The sequence below is a fragment of the Vibrio sp. 10N.222.54.A3 genome (assembly GCF_041474095.1).
GTDB lineage: Bacteria > Pseudomonadota > Gammaproteobacteria > Enterobacterales > Vibrionaceae > Vibrio > Vibrio crassostreae_C.
Genome location: NZ_JBFRTN010000117.1, coordinates 1 through 17112, shown reverse-complemented (window position 1 = coordinate 17112; position 17112 = coordinate 1). Strand labels below are relative to the sequence as shown.

The 17112-nt window shown below is 43.8% G+C and carries 11 protein-coding genes; 4 read left to right on the top strand and 7 right to left on the bottom strand.

What is annotated here, in order from left to right; all coding sequences use genetic code 11:
* Positions 1-205 precede the first annotated feature (205 nt).
* Positions 206-1078, top strand: a complete 873-nt coding sequence (locus tag AB4507_RS20565) for a patatin family protein (RefSeq protein WP_065583767.1) — start codon at positions 206-208, stop codon at positions 1076-1078.
* A 120-nt stretch (positions 1079-1198) separates the two neighbouring features.
* Here AB4507_RS20565 and AB4507_RS20560 read toward each other — a convergent pair whose 3' ends face one another.
* Together AB4507_RS20560 and AB4507_RS20555 are read right to left on the bottom strand one after the other, a co-directional pair.
* Positions 1199-2191, bottom strand: a complete 993-nt coding sequence (locus AB4507_RS20560) for a 2-hydroxyacid dehydrogenase (RefSeq protein WP_102398419.1) — start codon at positions 2189-2191, stop codon at positions 1199-1201.
* Positions 2192-2803: 612 nt separating this feature from the next.
* Positions 2804-3604, bottom strand: coding sequence for a ferredoxin--NADP reductase (locus AB4507_RS20555; protein ID WP_372183226.1), 801 nt, complete (start codon positions 3602-3604; stop codon positions 2804-2806).
* Positions 3605-3935: 331 nt separating this feature from the next.
* Here AB4507_RS20555 and AB4507_RS20550 point away from each other — a divergent pair, with 331 nt between their 5' ends.
* Complete coding sequence (locus AB4507_RS20550) at positions 3936-4880, top strand: acyltransferase (RefSeq protein WP_017063993.1); 945 nt, start codon at positions 3936-3938, stop codon at positions 4878-4880.
* 105 nt (positions 4881-4985) lie between these two features.
* Here the strand turns inward: AB4507_RS20550 and AB4507_RS20545 are convergent, their stop codons facing one another.
* The 3 genes from AB4507_RS20545 to glgX all read right to left on the bottom strand — a co-directional run bounded on the left by AB4507_RS20545 (position 4986) and on the right by glgX (position 9814).
* The gene (locus AB4507_RS20545) at positions 4986-5714 is read right to left on the bottom strand and encodes a tRNA (adenine(22)-N(1))-methyltransferase TrmK (RefSeq protein WP_017069730.1); all 729 of its coding nucleotides are present in this window, start codon (positions 5712-5714) and stop codon (positions 4986-4988) included.
* Between the two features lie 131 nt (positions 5715-5845).
* Positions 5846-7588: a diguanylate cyclase gene (locus AB4507_RS20540; protein WP_102398418.1), complete on the bottom strand. Its 1743-nt coding sequence runs from the start codon at positions 7586-7588 to the stop codon at positions 5846-5848.
* 240 nt (positions 7589-7828) lie between these two features.
* On the bottom strand, positions 7829-9814 hold the full coding sequence (gene glgX, locus AB4507_RS20535; protein WP_372125831.1) for a glycogen debranching protein GlgX: 1986 nt from the start codon (positions 9812-9814) through the stop codon (positions 7829-7831).
* Between the two features lie 434 nt (positions 9815-10248).
* On the opposite strand from glgX, the gene lamB reads away from it, so the two are divergent.
* Together lamB and AB4507_RS20525 are read left to right on the top strand one after the other, a co-directional pair.
* Positions 10249-11469 carry a maltoporin LamB gene (lamB, locus tag AB4507_RS20530; protein WP_017058853.1) on the top strand — a complete coding sequence of 407 codons (1221 nt, stop codon included), beginning with the start codon at positions 10249-10251 and terminating at the stop codon, positions 11467-11469.
* 165 nt (positions 11470-11634) lie between these two features.
* A complete protein-coding gene (locus AB4507_RS20525; RefSeq protein ID WP_017058852.1) occupies positions 11635-12462 on the top strand; it encodes a MalM family protein in 828 nt (275 codons plus the stop codon).
* A 102-nt stretch (positions 12463-12564) separates the two neighbouring features.
* Here AB4507_RS20525 and AB4507_RS20520 read toward each other — a convergent pair whose 3' ends face one another.
* Positions 12565-12894, bottom strand: a complete 330-nt coding sequence (locus AB4507_RS20520; protein ID WP_017058851.1) for a hypothetical protein — start codon at positions 12892-12894, stop codon at positions 12565-12567.
* A gap of 432 nt (positions 12895-13326) precedes the next feature.
* Positions 13327-17025 carry a pullulanase-type alpha-1,6-glucosidase gene (gene pulA / locus AB4507_RS20515; RefSeq protein WP_102398417.1) on the bottom strand — a complete coding sequence of 1233 codons (3699 nt, stop codon included), beginning with the start codon at positions 17023-17025 and terminating at the stop codon, positions 13327-13329.
* Positions 17026-17112: the final 87 nt, after the last annotated feature.

The following is a 17112-nucleotide window of genomic DNA, read 5'->3' as shown; positions in this document are numbered from 1 at the left end:
ATTCGTTAATTGAAAGGCCGTTGAGTGAACTACTCGATGGCCTTTTTTGATCTCGCTGAATATCAAGTAACCCTAAGCCATTGAAAAATCTAACAATCTACATTGATAGTTTTTACCTATCGAATTGATAAATCTATCCCATTATCTTTGTAAGAGTAATGGGATTATTCTACGACTATCAGTTTATAAAGTAGAAGAGTTTGAGATGAATAAGAGCGCATTAATCGTTGAAGGTGGAGCAATGAGAGGTATTTTTGCTGCTGGAGTTTTAGACGCCTTCATGCAAGACGATTTCCGTCCTTATGATTTTGCCATCGGCGTATCTGCAGGTGTGTCGAATCTGGTTGGCTACTTATCTCATGCACCAAAACGCAGTTATGATGTGATCACCACGATGGCGACGGATAAAACTTTCTTTAATCCTGCTCGCTTTGCCAAAGGCGGTAACTTGGTAGATGTTAAATGGTTATGGAACGAATCCAATCAACGTTATCCGCTCGATTGTGGTGAGTTGTTTTCAAGTATCCCACTCATTGCTGCTGTCACAAATGTCGATACGGGCAGTGCAGACTACTACCATATTAAGCCAGAAAACCTTTCTAATGTTGTTGAAGCAACAACGGCTTTACCTATCGCTTACCGTGAAACTCCGTGTTTCTCTGGTGGCTGTTATACCGATGGCGGTGTAGCCGATTCGATTCCGGTTCGTGAAGCATATCGCCGTGGCGCACGCGATATTACCGTGATTCTGTCTCACCCATTGAGCTACCGAATGAAGCCTCAAAAGCACCAATGGATGCTGAAGAAACTATTAAAGAAATTCCCAAATATTGCTGAATCGATGGCGGTGCGTGCTGAAAACTACAACCAGTCTCTGGAGTTCATTCGTAACCCACCCAAAGATGCGACCATTAAAGTGATAGCGCCGCCAGAAGCGTTCGCAGTAAAGCGTTTAACTATGGATCAAAGTACTCTTAATACAGGTTACGAGATGGGCGTCAAAGCCGGTGAAGAGCACCTTGCCATTCGAAAAGGCGTGTATGGTTTAGACACCGAAGATTGTCATTTCTGCGTCTAGGAACGTTTTTAGGATACTGGATAAACGACAAAGCCACGCTGTTCACTTCAGAATAGCGTGGCTTTGTATTTGTAGACCTAGTTTGTTTTTAACTCAGTCTGCTATTAACTCAATTAGCGATTAAACGAGTTCGTTACCGCTGGTGTTGCCAGCAAAGAAGGCATCAACACTGGTGAGCGTTGTATTGGCGATGTTGAACAGAGCATCTTTGGTCAAGAAAGCTTGGTGACCTGTGAACAATACATTGTGACAAGCAGATAGGCGACGGAATACGTCATCGACAATCACATCGTTAGATTTGTCTTGGAAGAACAGCTCTTTCTCGTTGTCGTAAACATCAAGACCAAGCGCGCCGATTTTGCTTTGTTTGAGCGCTTCAATCGCTGCGGTTGAATCCAGCAGTTCACCACGGCTGGTGTTGACGATCATCACGCCATCTTTCATCTTCTCAAATGCCGTTGCATCCAATAAGTGGTAGTTCTCTTTACTCATCGGACAGTGCAGAGAAATCACATCAGACTCTTGGTAAAGTTCGTCGAGTTCAACGTATTTAGCGCCTAACTCAACAGCTAACGGGTTTGGATATGGGTCATAGCATAGGATATTCATGCCTAAACCCTTCAGAATTCGCATCGTCGCTAGGCCAATCTTACCCGAGCCAATCATACCGACCGTTTTACCGTGGAAGTTAAAGCCAACTAACCCCTCAAGAGAGAAGTTCGCATCACGAGTGCGTTGGTATGCCTTGTGTAGTTTACGGTTCAAACACATCATCATGCCAACCGTGTGTTCTGCTACCGATTCTGGTGAGTAAGCCGGAACGCGAACCACTTGCAGACCAAACTCTTTGGCTGCGTCTAGGTCGACCTTGTCAAAGCCCGCACAGCGCATCGCGATTAACTTGGTGCGGCCTTGAGCAAGAATCTCTAACACGTCTCGCGATAGGTCATCGTTTACAAACGCACAAACCACTTCGTTGTCGTGCGCCATTTTTGCTGTTGTTGTGGTGAGTCGAAAATCGTGAAAATGAAACTCAGCGTTGAGTTCGCCTTTTGCCAGTTCGAATGATTTTTCGTCGTATGATTTTGAGCTAAAAAAAGCAATGTTGAGCATGGCTTCCTCTCTTACCTAAAATATAAATAACCCACTAATTCATTCTCTGAAACGTGATTAAAACAAGGGCATGTTGACCTTTCGCGGTTAAGTTTTGTTCGAGATAAAATCGTTTTAATCGCGACGAGAGGTTTGCCGCCTAGTCATTCTAAGCAAAACCCTCTCAACAAAGAGTAAAACGATTTTAGCCGAACCCTTCGGGCAGTGTTTGTGGTTCCTTTCTACAGCGTTATCGAATTCTCATGTAGGCGAGCTACACGTCGAATTCTCTGCCTTGTATAAATAACCCACAAACGGCTGCAAAAATCAGCTCGATAGGTCAACATGCCCTACAACTCTGTTCAGTGTGCTAGAGTTTTTTTCTCTTGTCTATCACCATTAGTCATTGTAATTGCTATGGTTATTTGATCTTTTGTCTTCACTTATTGAACATTAAAAATCACATTACGAGGTTGCTTGCTTATAAGTTCATCAATATTGAATGAATCTTACTTTCGGGTGTGGAACGTTGAATTTTCCAGTGTGACGGAATACGTAAATGACTCATATAAAACCTCTTCTCTAACTGTTCTTTGAAAGTTGTGCTTCTGTCTAACGAGTGGCGGTTGTTATTTACCAGTAGTTCTCACTGCTGAATTGACCGGGTTTTCTGCGTAAGTGCTTTTCGAAACCTAAGCTAGTTAGCGCTTCGCTTGTGTCACGAACCATTTGCGGATTGCCGCAAAGGTAGAAAAAACTGCGGGTTTGATTGAAAGCGACAGACGCGGCTTGCTCGAGGTCGCCTCCAAGTAACAAATTTGGGATTCGTCCGCGCAAAGTTCCGGTAACTGATTCTCTAGAAATAATTGGCACATATTTAAGTCTCCCTTGAAAGTGATTAACGAGTTGAGTGATACGATCTCGATAAGTCAGGTCTTGCTCTGTTCTTACAGCATGCACTAGAACCAGATTCTTGAATGAAGAGGCTTTGTCTGAAGCCAACTCATTTTGCTGTATCTGCATGCTCTCAAGTATTGAGATAAATGGGCCTACCGCGGTTCCGGTTGAAAGCATCCATAGATCGTCGGCGATCTCTGGGATCTCATCTAAGGTCATAAAGCCACTTGGGTCTTTGCCGATAAAGATGTCATCGCCCATCTTCAACTCATGAAGTTGAGGTGAAAGCTGACCGTTCTGATCCTTAATAATCAAAAATTCCAGATGTTGATGACCTTGTTCGTGCTCTGGCGCGTTCACCATCGAATAGGCGCGTCTTACGAACTCATCCTCACTGTTAAGTAAGCCAAGTTTCGTGAACTGACCTGCCTGATAAGAAGAGACAGGTGCACTAACCTGGAGTGAGAACAATTGATCTGTCCATTCTGTTTTGTTTAGGACTTTGCCTGTAACTAAACCATGAGGAATATCTGTCATATCATCCACCTTTAAGAAGAGAAGTTATCTCATTAAGGATACTCAACTATTTACACTTTAGAGTTGCATGTACCACGCCAATAATGAGAATGCTTATCAATACTGATTGAAGGTTAATTATTGGGTCGAATGTTGTCAAAAAGACAACATACTATTTGAGTCCAAATGACTCGTGCATGTGTTTTGGTTTCGTTTTAATAGACTTTAGCTGGTTGAACATCGTTAACATAGGTTGAGTGGTTTGACCCCTAGGATATTCAATCAATTACTGAAGAGAATAATTTATAGATGCGTATAATGGCGGCTTTCGTTCTCAATATAACTGTGTTTTATGCTTGATAATCTTCGTATGGCCTTGAACGTATTGTTCGTGACCATTAATACTGCATTCACCGCATTGGCTGTGAGCCTGTTTGCCCTAATCAAACTTATTTTGCCAATTTCTGTCGTTCAAAAATCATGCACTCGCTTAGCTAACTTCACATTCTGGTGTTGGGCTTCTCTTAATTTATGGATGTTGAACGCCAATAACGATATCGAATGGCAAGTGGAAGGGGGGGAAGATATTTCGACCAAGCAGTGGTATTTGATGATGTCTAACCACCTAAGCTGGGCAGATATTGTGATTTTGTCTTCAATCCTAAAAGACAAAATGCCGATGACGAAGTACTTCTTGAAACATGAATTGTTGTACGTACCATTTGTTGGCTTGGCCTGCTGGGGCTTAGATATGCCATTCATGAGACGCCACTCTCGTGAGTTCCTATTACGCAACCCAGAACGCCGTAATGATGATTTTAATGCAATCAATAAAGCGTGTACTAAGTTCAAATTAGCACCGACAACATTGGTTAATTTTGTTGAAGGGACTCGTGCAAACCACGAGAAACTGGCGTCAGCAAAGACCCCTTATCGCCACTTATTGAAGCCGAAAACTGGGGGCGTGGCATTTGCTTTATCTGCAATGGGCCCAATTTTGGATGGCATCGTGGATGTGACCTTAGCTTACCCTGAAAACCAAACCTCTCCGTTTGAAGATATGCTGAAGGGCAAAATGACTAAGGTCGTTGTGCGTATTAAATTGCATCCAATGGATGAGAACGTGAACGGTAATTACTTTGAAGATAAGGCTTTTAAACGTCGCTTCCACAATTGGTTGAACAGCACGTGGAAAGAGAAAGACGTCTACCTTGATACGGTTTATGGGGTTGATAAGCCTTCTGAGGTAGAGACAGTTGACGAGCCTGATGTGGCTTATAAGAAACAAGAACAGTAAGCTAAAACTGAATCGATAGCATTAATAAAGCCGATAGCTCATTGAACTATCGGCTTTTTTATTAATTTGACTTTCTTAATATTCAAACCATTAAGTTAGTACTTACTATGGCTTAACCGCCTGGTAAGCATCAATAATATGCTTTACTTGGCTAGGTTTGCCTTGCTTCTCTTGTCCTTGATGGATACGTAAGTAGTGCTGCAATGTTTTGGCTTTGTATTGCTGTGATACCTTCACTTGTTCATCACAACTTGGTGTCCAGATCTTGTCACCGACGTTTGATATCTCGCTAACGGTTTGGCTCTTTTCTGAATCACCGCGACTATTACTCACCAATAAAATCTCGTAGTAACGACGGTTCTCTTCAATCAACACTTCATCAATAAGACCAAAATGGATCGCCTTTAAATGGCTTCTCAACTCGAATTGCTGATGCACCGGACAAAGCAAGAAATCGATCGCTTTGTCTGGGTGTTGACGATGAATATCATCGACGAGCTTTTGAGTAAGATCGCCACCGACGCCCGCAATAATCACCAGGTGTTTGCCAGTATGTTTCTCAAGCGGGATAGCGGCGACATCCATACAGTAGACTTGCCATTGGCTAGTCACTTTCTGTTCTGCTATTGCACCTTGCGGAAAGTAACGCGTAAGTTTGCTTTCCAAATCGCTCATAAGAGACGGGACAATATCGACAAAGTGAAGCTGAGGTGCTTTGTTATCCGACAACAGTTGAACACCCAAGAAGCCGTGATCACAACAACAGTCCCAAATATGTTGGTAGTCATTGCTGACAAGGGAATGGAGAGTTTGCAGTCGGTTACTTAGCTTCATAAGGCTCGTGTCGTTAGAAAAGGGGTATTGTCGTGTTGAACGCGCATTGTAATGACTTTCCATAAAAACAAAAGCACCTAGGGTATGAATCCTAGGTGCTTTGTAGTGGCTACAGAAATGTAAGTATAGGTTTACGATGCTTTGGCAACGGCTCTGATATGGCCTTCCACTCGGTTCTTACCAAGTTGTTGCGCGATAAGTTTCGCTTGTTCCGCCAGCGCTAAAGCTGAGTCTGTTTCACCCTCTATTTGCGAGTATCCCACGCTAACCCCTAGCGATAAGGTGATATCTGGAGTGACGATGGTTTTCTCCGCGATTGCGACTCTGCACTGGTCTAGCTGGAATTTGGCATCTTTCACATCATTGGCTTTGAATAATACTGCGAACTCCTTTCCTCCAACACGAGCCAAGCAAAGTCCCTTTGGCTTGGGGAAGTAACTGCGTATCGATTCTGCAGTCAGCTTGATCATCTTGTCGCCAACCGCTTCACCGTAGGCTCGGTTTACGTGGTCGAAGTTATCGATATCAAGCAGAGCGACATAGGTATCGGGCTCGCTCACGTAGTTTTCGATGGCGATGCTGAAACTGCTCTTATTGTCTAACTGCGTCATCAGATCTTTGCTGCTCAATTGATGTTGAAGCAGTAAGTTAGACAAAGAGACTTCAGTGTAATCACGGATCATTCGTAGAATACTCTGGCTGATCGGTAAGTTTACGTTTACGTACAACACTGCGATCAACTGCTGACGAGAGTGCAAAGGAATACAGTAATGACGTTGGTGTATTTTGAGTTTACACGCCAGTGGATCGGCGTACTTACCACTTCGGTAAGCCATAGTGTCCGGTGTAAATCGCTCTGCAAGGGCTTTGTCACAATGTACCGTGGATTTGTTTCCGTGATAGTCGATGGTACTGAATGCGTGGTTCTCAAGCTGATAGAGACAGAATTGAATGCCTTTTTGGTAGGTGAAACTATCCAGTATGGATTTTAACTCTCGCTTAAAGCTTACAAGGTCATCGACTTTATTCAGTTGCGACAAGGACACGTTCAAACGATAAGCCAGATAGTTGGCACCAATCCACAATAGCAGGAGTGAGCCCAGTACTAAGCCCGTCAACGTAAATTGATGTGAGCTGGTTAAGATGTCATGGCGGTCAGTGCCCGCAATGAACACCCAATTTAAGCTGTTGTCTGCGTCAAATACCGATATTTTGAAGTTATCTTGATAGTAATATTCGTGCTTACCAACGGTTTCACCTTGTGAGAGTTGGTGGCTGATCCCTGCATGGAAGCTGATGGATTTAGAACCGATACGCTGTGGATCCGGGTGGAATACCAGTCGCTCTGTTGCTCTGTCTACAACAAATACATAGCCATTATTAAGCGTTTTTAAATCTCTTAAACCTTGCGTGGTATGCATTAAATCAAACTCAATCCATATTTCTTCGTTGAGCTTTTCTGCAGTGTGTTTAACGGCGAAAACCCATCGTCCATCGGCTTTTTGGTAAACGGAAGAGATGTAAAAATCTTCTACAACACCGTCTATTGAATGCCATTGTATTGTGGCGATTTGTTCATTGGAAAGAGGAAGGCCACGAGTGGAGACATAATGTTGGGAGTTAGGTTGGTATCGAACGATATCGGAGAAATTTGGTGTTCTTCTTAGAATATTATCACTCAATTCTCTGAATTTTTTATCACCGATTGGAGCCGTTTTAGGCAAGCCTAGACTGGTTTCTAAAAAATAGAGTTTGCCGAATGTGGCTTCGATGTTGGAACGAATGGTAGAGCTTGCGATACGAATGTTTGATGATGATTGTTCTGTTGCTGCTGTTTCTACTTTTTCAAGCTGAGTCATAGCAAGATAGAGCATCCCTCCAGTTAATAAAATAATGTATGGTTTAAAAAGCCGAATTAATGTTTTAGGTAAAGCCATGATATCCAAAGACGTTATAGATTCATTTTTATAGTACGGCAATACTAAACAGTTTCATTAACCACATCAATGCAAATGATTCCATATGGATGAATGATTTTTATGATATTCAGCTAACAAAAAAGCCAGCTGCAAATATAACTGGCTTCTATGGTTTTCGGTGTTTTATTAAGCTGACTAAGCTTTTGCTTTAATCAAATCAGCCTGATCTGGCGAATAGTGCAAAATTGCCATCGAAGTTGGCGACAACAACATTTCACCTTCTGCATGACCGGGTTTAACGTTTCGCAAGTTGGTATCACAGATGGTTACCCAGTTTTGTTCACGGTCATTCGGTAACGAGAAACGTGCTGGCGCATTGGTTTGGTTGATAAGATAAATTAACTCGTCGCCATCTTTACCAATACCTAAATGCAAAGCGACTGAGCTTAAGCGGTTCCAGTCGTCATGCTCCATAAGTGTGCCATCGACACGGCTCCAGAAGATGCGGTTAGAGTTACGCTTTTCGCCACTGAATGCCTTAATAAACGGCACCATGTATTGCTGACGAGCAGAGATCATTTCAGATAACCAAGTCTTGAAGTAAGTCTTGCGCTCTGAATCTTCCCAGTTAAGCCAGCTGGTCACGCCATCTTGGCAGTAAGCGTTGTTGTTACCTTTTTGAGTATGAGATAACACATCGGCCGTCAAAATATGAGGAATACCAAAAGCAAACAGCAGGCTCGCCATGAAGTTGCGTTTCTGCTTTTCACGTGTTGCGATAACTAACAGGTTTTCGGTTTCACCTTCAACACCGTAGTTTTCAGAACGGTTATCACCATGCCCATCGCGGTTATTCTCACCATTTTCTTCATTGTGCTTGTGCTTGTACGAGACAAGGTCCTGCATGGTGAAACCATCATGATAAGTGATGTAGTTGACGGTTAATTTATACGGCCAGTGCGCAGCACTGTAGATGTCACGTGACCCCATCAAACGAGTCGCAAACTCTTTTAGGTAGCCTTGATCACCACGCCAGAAGCTACGTGTGATGTCTCGTAGTTTGTCGTTACACTCATTCCAGCCTAGCGGGAAATTACCCACTTGGTAGCCATTCGGACCGATGTCCCAAGGTTCTGCAATGAGCTTGGTTTCTTTAAGTACAGGGTCTTGAGCCACAGCTTTAAAGAATGCAGCCTCAGGGTTGTAGTTGTCACCTTCGCGCCCCAGTGTTGCAGCCAAATCAAAACGGAAGCCGTCGACTTGGAACTCACTTACCCAATAGCGAAGCGTATCCATCACTAAGTTGAGTGCTGGCTGGTGGGTGAGATCAACGGTGTTACCACAACCAGTAAAGTTCGCGTAATGGCAGCCATGTTTAATGTAGTAGCGGCTATCTAGCGCTTTGAGGTTGAAGGTTGTACCACCTTCGCCACCTTCTGCTGTGTGGTTGTACACCACGTCTAGAATGACTTCGATGCCATTTCGGTGAAGTTCACGAATGGCGGTTTTGAGTTCATTAACAGCGTCTTTTTCTGCGTAGCGTGGGTCTGGCACCATGAACAAGTATGGGTTGTAACCCCAATAGTTCACTTTATCCATGTCCAATAGATGAGGTTCATGCATGCACGCAGCAACGGGTAGAAGCTGTAGCGAGTTGATATTTTGTTGTTTGTAGAACGCAAGCATTTCAGGGCTCACTAACCCTAAGTAACGACCTTTAGTATTGGCAGCCACTTCTGGGTGCAGTTGAGATAGACCTTTTACATGCGTTTCAAAAAGAACGGTATCTTCGCGGCTAATGCGTGGCTTTTCTACATCTTGCCAATCGAAGGTGTCATCAACAACGACACATTTCGCCATAGCAAAGCTTTTTTCATTGGTATATGGCGTGACGTAATCGAGCGGTTCGCTTATTGCTTTGGCATACGGGTCTGAAAGCAGGATAGGGCCATTGTCCGTTTCGGCAATGAAGCCGTATTTTTGCCCCGCTTTAATACCATCAATAAAGACATATCTGATATCAGCGTATTCATTTTCCAATTTATAAGTGGTGAATTCGTCGTTCTCGTCAAAAAGAGCGAGTGAAAGAGATTTACAGTCAGGAGAATAAATAGAGAAGTTGCAGCCAGTGTTACCTAGCGTTGCGCCTAGCGGATAAGGGCGAGCGAGCGTTCTAGTCATTGCTTGATTTCTTGTTCGTTTATCGACATCAGTGAACTATAAGTAAAAAGCTTTGTCACAATAAGGTCAAGCAACTTCACAGATTAATTACGGTAAAAAAAATAATTCATCGATGAAGTTCAAATTATATATTTGAGCTAGATCTCACTTATGTTGAATAATTAGATCTGTGTGCTGTCTACTCCTCCTATATTAAGTGATCTACCTCTTTAAAACACCATTCTGTATATTTTCTACTCCCCTCTAGTCCCCCTTAATTAACTTAGGGGCGGAGGAAGTCAAACTTGTCATCCCCTCTTAATATTGACCCCGTTGAAACGAATCAGGGGAAACCCTAAACCTCTCTATCTTACGACTACCATTACTGCCTTTGGTTGCCGCAAGAGAGCAAAAATATAAAAACCTAAAATAAATCGTCCTTAATGGAGTTAAGAATGAAAAAAGTAAGTTTGATTGCTGTTGCAGTGGCAACTACATTAGCTGCTGGCTCTGCGTTCGCTGTAGATTTTAATGGCTACATGCGTGCTGGTACTGGTATTAGCGGTAACGGTAACGGCGACGTATCAGTAAATAAAAACGGTATTGGTCGTCTAGGTAACGAAAATGACAACTACTACGAGTTTGGTCTAGCTGAAGAACTAAAAACTGGCGAGCAAACGTGGCGCGTAGAATCTATGATTGCTCAAGGCAACAACGGTTCTAATGGTTGGGAAGACGGTGATTTCAACGTTGCACAATTTGCTGTTAAAGCTAAAGGCGTGATCGCTTCAGACAAAGAAGCAACGCTTTGGGCTGGTAAAACATACTACCAACGTAAAGATATCCACATCACTGACTTTTACTTCCTAAACACGTCAGGTACCGGTGGTGGTATTGAAAACTTATCTATTGGTGACCAGAAGCTTTCTGTTGCGCTGATTCAAGACGGTGACCACGACGAGTCTACAGGTTACATTTTTGATGCTCGTCTAGCGAACATTGGCCTATGGCAAGATGCATCTCTAGAGCTAGCATTAGCGTACAACTTTGCAACTGACTCTGATGATAAGAGTGAAGAAGCGGATGATGGCCTACTAGCTTCTGCGATCATTCACCAAGGTATGGATAACGGTTTCCACCAAACTATCCTTCAATACGGTACTAACGGTTACGGTGTTCAGGCGGCTAACTTCTGGGGTTCAGGTACATACTACGCTCGTGGTACTGAAGCATTCAACGATGCATCTGGTTTCCGTTTGATCAACTGGGGTGTAATGAACCTAGGCGAATCTTGGGAAATGGGTCACCAACTAGCATACCTATCTGGTAGCGACATCGGTGGTCAAGCTGCAGGCGTTTACACAAACAAAAACTTTGATATCGACCAGTACTCTGTAGTTGCTCGTCCAATGTTCAAGTGGAACGACACTATGCGTACTATCTTCGAAGCAGGTTACAATGCTGGTGAGAAAATTTCAGACAGCGGTTTAGCTAAAGAAGATTTCGGTAACGCTAAGTTCACAGTAGCTCAAGCTTGGGCTATGGGTGACAGCTTCTGGGCTCGTCCTGAAATTCGTGTTTACGGTTCTTACATCCTAGATACTGAAAACAAAGATGCATTCAACGGCGACGATACTGAGTACGTGTTCGGTATCCAAGCTGAAGCTTGGTGGTAAACACTTAGCTTAACCAATCCTAAACTGTCCTAATTCATAGCCGGCTCGCGTCGGCTATTTTTTTAAGGAATGTACGATTAAGTTGATCGTTCCCTAGGTGAATAGTTCTCTTTGTGGTAATTAAAGTTAGTAAATTTCTTAAAAAAATAACAAGAAGGAAGGGTTATGTATTTTAAAGCTCTAATGTTGAGTGGTTGTGTTGCGTTGGCCGGTTGTCAATCTGCACAAGTAGTCGAGCAAGTGCAAGTGGCACAGGCTGAACAAGTTAACTCTATTGCTGGTCTTCAATTTGCCCCGATGAAGCTTCCAAGCTCGGCAATTTTCGATGTAACACCAGACAGTCAAATTTTAAACTATCAGGGTATAAACAGCCCTGTAGTAGCGATCGAGCTACCAGCGGATCGCGGTGAATACTCTATTAAGATCACCAGCATGATCGGTGATACAGCATTTGTGCCGAATGCCGTGATTTACGATAAAAACGGTCGCGAGTTAGAGCGTTATGGCAAAGAGAGCTTCGAATACGCGAAGCCTAGGTTGCATTTGGGCAACCGTCTTGTTGCAGAAAATGATTTTTACCCACCGACAACTGCTGAATCTGTTTACTTAGTTATCTATACAGAGCAAGAAGATCTTGGTGGTTTTACTGATGTCATTCACCCTGCACGTTTAGATGCGGAAGGCCGCGGTAACTACCTGCCAGAAGTAGAAGACATCCCCGTTCCAAACGCGAATGTCGGTAAGATTGAAGTGACTATTGATAGAGTGGGCTTCTTCTCATTTGGCTCTAGCAGTGAATCTAACGCTAAACCAGCGGCAGCAGCTAAGGTTGAGACTATTCAACCAGAAACACAAACTTACTACCATAATGCCATTCAAGCAGCAGTAGACGCAGACAATATTCCCAAAGCACTTAGCTTATTAGATGAAGCAAAAGCCCTTGGTATTGAAGGTGCACAAGAAGCCTTTGTGCGAGCCGTCAACGCCAAGTAATATAGATAAAGGGTTCCTTTAAAAGTGCAATGCTTGTAAGTTAAGCATCGGTTAGCATCTTCTAAGGAACCCTATCGAATACCGCTTTAATGTATATGCTTTTTATTTGCAATGTTCAGCAACTTTCTCGCCTAAAGGGACTTCTGTATTTTCGCATTTTGATACGTGACCAGTAGTCGTTTCCCCTGCTTTATCCGTTTCCATATATTGATCAACATTACCGTTGCTTTCAAGTGTTTGCAGTGCCTGTTTGTGCGCGGCATTTTCAGCTTGTATTTGTTGCGTTGTTGCAGTGCTAGGAGTATGTGCCAGGGCGCGAGCAGCGTCGGTAGATTCTACAAGATCAGTGGTATTAGCCAAAGCCATCCCGCCCATCAATGCTGTAGTCACGATGCCCATTTGGATGGTTTTGATGATATGTTTACGGTTCATGGAAGTTTTCCTAATCAAAATTTAACGACACCGCAAACAACTGCGGTGTTTTGCTGTTGATAGAATATTACATCGAGAATTGAATGTATTTTAATCGTAATTGTAGGGCGTAACCCTTCAAAAAAGGCTGCCAGGATTAATTCTGTTCACTTAAGGGAGAGCGGCATTCCTACTATGATATATCGTTAAGATTTGGTTTTAACGGTTCTAAGGAATATCCTTTCCCTTTAGTTCTAAGTTTTCAGCCATGTAATCGAATGTAGGGTCTATAAAGTATGGTTGGAAATGCCCCGAATTTTAATGGGCGATGCAATTGTTTATTATTTGCTTAAATCTGCTGGGTTCAATAGTTGTAAAAAAGGGAGACTGACGTCTCCCAAAGGCTAGCTTTCGCTTGTTTTATTATCTGTTACTTGAACCTAAGCTTGGAGCTTAATTCTTAGTGACAGATACCACAGCTTTGTCTACATTGTCGTCAAGCTCGTGAATGGCATTCAAGGTGAAGGTGTAGCTGCCCGCTTCCGTTACGCTCAATTGGCAATTGCCACCTGTGCCAATATCGATTGACCCGCTTGCAAGCTCTACAGAATCGCAACCAAAGTTAGGTGTTTTCCAATCAGCATCTGCAAACTTGAAGCCATAGTTACCTGCTTCCAAATTGCCTGTTACAGAGTACACTCCATTAGCAACAAAGTTCATTGCCCAAGCATCAACAGGGTTCCAACCATTCATATCCCCACGAACATACACGGTTTTTTGGCCGTATGGCGGAATGCTCGATACATCCTTGCCAGAGTTATCAACAGGCAGACCAGCACCTTGTGCGTTACCTTGAGGTTGTACAAATACCGCTGTTGTAAGTGCCGGAACCGTGAAAGTCTCACCGGAGAAGCTTGCGCTCTTAACGGTCATGTCAGCCGAGTTCTTCTGAACGTAATGCAGTTCGAAACCCGTCGTGCCCTCAATTTTGAAAGATTTCTCTTCTGCTGTTGAGTTCACTACTGCGACGATGGCGTCGTAGTTTGTATCTAGATCTGCACCCGCTGACGTACCGTCGTCAATAGACATCACAATCAGGCCTTCGACTTGATCTTCGCCAACGTTACGGAAGTCGACACGCTTCATAACTTCGTCAGCTGTATCTAAGCGGAACAGTTCGCTTGAGCTACGGATCTTTAATAGCTCTAGGAATTGCTGCTTAGTCAGCTCAATGTCGTCTGAGTCTGGTTTAGCCGCGCTGTCAGCAATGATTGTTTTGATCAGATCCCAGTTTGCACCATCTTTATCTTCACGAGGTAAGCCAACATTCCAGTTGTTGTCCGTCCCATCAAACATGACGCGGTTGTACCAGTCACCAGAATCGTAAGAATCGCGCTGCATAGACTTAGATCGTAGCAGTTCAGAACCCATATGGATGAATGGTATGCCTTGGCCTAGCATCACGGTAGAAAGCGATACAGACTGCATACGCGCACGCTCTGCAGAGCTAGTACCAGTGGCGATCTTGTAAGCGTTGTTATCCCAAAGTGTTTGGTTATCGTGTTTGGAAACGTAAGAGATGTTCTCGGAAGGCATCTTGGTGTAACCAGCTGGCGCGCCGTTGTAATCAACGTTTTTACCCAGTTTGGTATCGCCTTTGTAATCAATCAGTACGTATTCTGCGAGGTTACCTGCCATACCTAAACGAACAAGGTCTTGGTTATGTAAACGACCATTGATCGAATCTTGATCAACTTTGGTTTCTTCGTTGGCAATCGCTGCGTTACCAAAGCCTTGGTTAAAGCGAAGTGGGTGGTTCCCTTCTGAGTCGACACCACCATCGAATGGGCTACCACCACGAACGGCGTCACGCAAACGGTCTGAGAAGGTACCGATTTCTGTACCTGCCATGTTGATTTGGTTCGCTTGATCGAAGCGGGCGTTGTTGGCGACTTCACCAAAGTCCCAGCCTTCCCCGTAGAACAGAGTATTCGGGTCGATTTTGCGCACTTCTTCCAATGCTTCGACCATTACATCTTTTGGCTGGTGGCCCATCAAGTCAAAACGGAAACCATCCACTTTGTAGTCGTCAGCCCACACCTTAAGTGAGTCGACCATCAATTTACCCATCATCAGGTTTTCGGTCGCAGTGTTGTCACAACAAGTCGAGTTTTCTACGCCACCAGTGTTGACGTTAAGACGGTGGTAGTACCCAGGGACAATCTTATCCAGTACCGACTTATCGTTCACACCAGACGCATTGGTGTGGTTGTATACCACGTCCATGATCAGCTTAAGATCCATGTCGTGCGTAGCTTTGACCATCTGACGGAATTCGAGAATACGCTGAGAACCATTAGGATCGGTCGCGTAACTTCCCTCAGGAACTGTGTAATGGAATGGGTCGTAGCCCCAGTTGAAGCTATCAAGCATACGAAGGTCATTCATTAATGCTTGTGCGTCACCCGTTGAAGGGTCATAACCATCGAGTACGTCTTCGATGACTTTGTTTTCGTCTTCGCTTCCACATAAGGTAGCTGTCGGTTTTACATCACACAGTTTTCCTACGGTGTCGGTGATATCAACACGGCTCGCGGCATCTTCATCGACGGTAGCGATATCAAATGCTGGTAAGATATGCAGCGTAGTTAAACCTGCTTCTTGGAGAGCTTGTAGGTGTTTGACCGACTCACGATCGGCTTCTGTAAGAGCGAGGTACTTGCCATTTAGGCTAGCTGTGCCGAGCTTATCGCTGAAACTAAAGTCACGTAGGTGTGATTCGTAAAGTACGTGGTCTTCGTCTTTCTCTACGGTTGGTCGTTGGTAGTTGTCCCAGTTCGCTGGTTTCAAGGTTGAATCATTCAGGTCAATCACTTGAGAGTATGCTGAGTTCTTTGACAAACTGAGAGAGTATGGGTCTGTCACAAGGCGAGTTTCGATATTGCCTGTGGTTGGGTGATAAACCTTCACTTGGTAACGGTAATAACTGTTCACTGCATTAGACACGGCATCAGTCGCCCAAATGCCTGTCTCAGTGTTTTCCGTCATCGGGATTACTTGTGAACTTAGCAGATCTTCACTGTATAGAACGAGTTCTACATCTTGCGCGGTTGGTGCCCAAAGCTTGAAGGTCGCCGCACTGCCTTCAACAATTGCGCCTAGTTCTTCAGCCATTGCATTACCAGCATCTTCGCTAGCAAATACCGCATCAAGCACACCAGGTTTTTGAACCTCAGTTGAAGAGATAACATCGCCATTGGCATTGTAGGCAACAAAAATTATCTGAGATTTTAAAATAGTGCGAAGTGTGCTGTCGTCAACATCGATAGCTAGGGCAGGTAAGCTTGCAAGGTGTCGGAAACGCTCTTTCAATTCAGAAGATAGTTCTCCGTCTTTGCTTAGTTCAATTGCAGTTCCACCGACAATCTCTTTGTCATCGTTCATTGTGATGCTGTTGTCTAGTGCATAGAAAAGCTTCACAGAGTCTGCATTGCTAGCCGCTTCCCAACCAATTGTGGTTGCATCTAGCCAGTGTGCTTTTTGACCATCAATATTGACTGGTCGCTCTGAAATAGGGTCGTAGTACAACTCGCTGCTGCCATGGAAACCAAATACGCCTTGTGAATCGCCAAGCTTAGTTAACTCGACTTTAGAATTGGCACTGCCAAATGCTTTCTCATCACCATTGTGCAAGATGAAGTTCATGCATTTGTGTGGGTCAGAGGCATCTGGGTCAACTTTCAACACATAATAGGCACCGTAAGTATCGCTGATACCATCATATTCGTAAGGGCTGTTCCAGTCGGTTCCGGTTTCACTTAATCCCATGCCGACTAAATCTGTGCTGGTACAGCCTTCACCATTCCAAAGGTGCAGCCCCCAACCGTCGTAAGTTGAGCCAGATGAGCTGGCAGCGGCAACATCGCGTTTGTAGTAAATAACGACTTCGTTTTCAGCTGCAGGGTATAAACCACTGTTGCCAGGGGCTGTACCGTTGTCGCTATCATTATCACTACCACAACCCGCGATCAAAGTAGCGGTGAAGAGCGGTAACATTGCTTTGGCCAATGTAGAGCGTTTGAAGCTCTTCTTTTTGGTATTGTTGAAGGTATTTCGTAGAGAGATAATTTTATTAATATTTATGTTGTTCACGTTTTGATATCCATATTTCACTTTTTATGAAGATGAATATCCTAGCTTTAACCAAGGTCAACTATTTGTGATGGCTATGTATAAAGT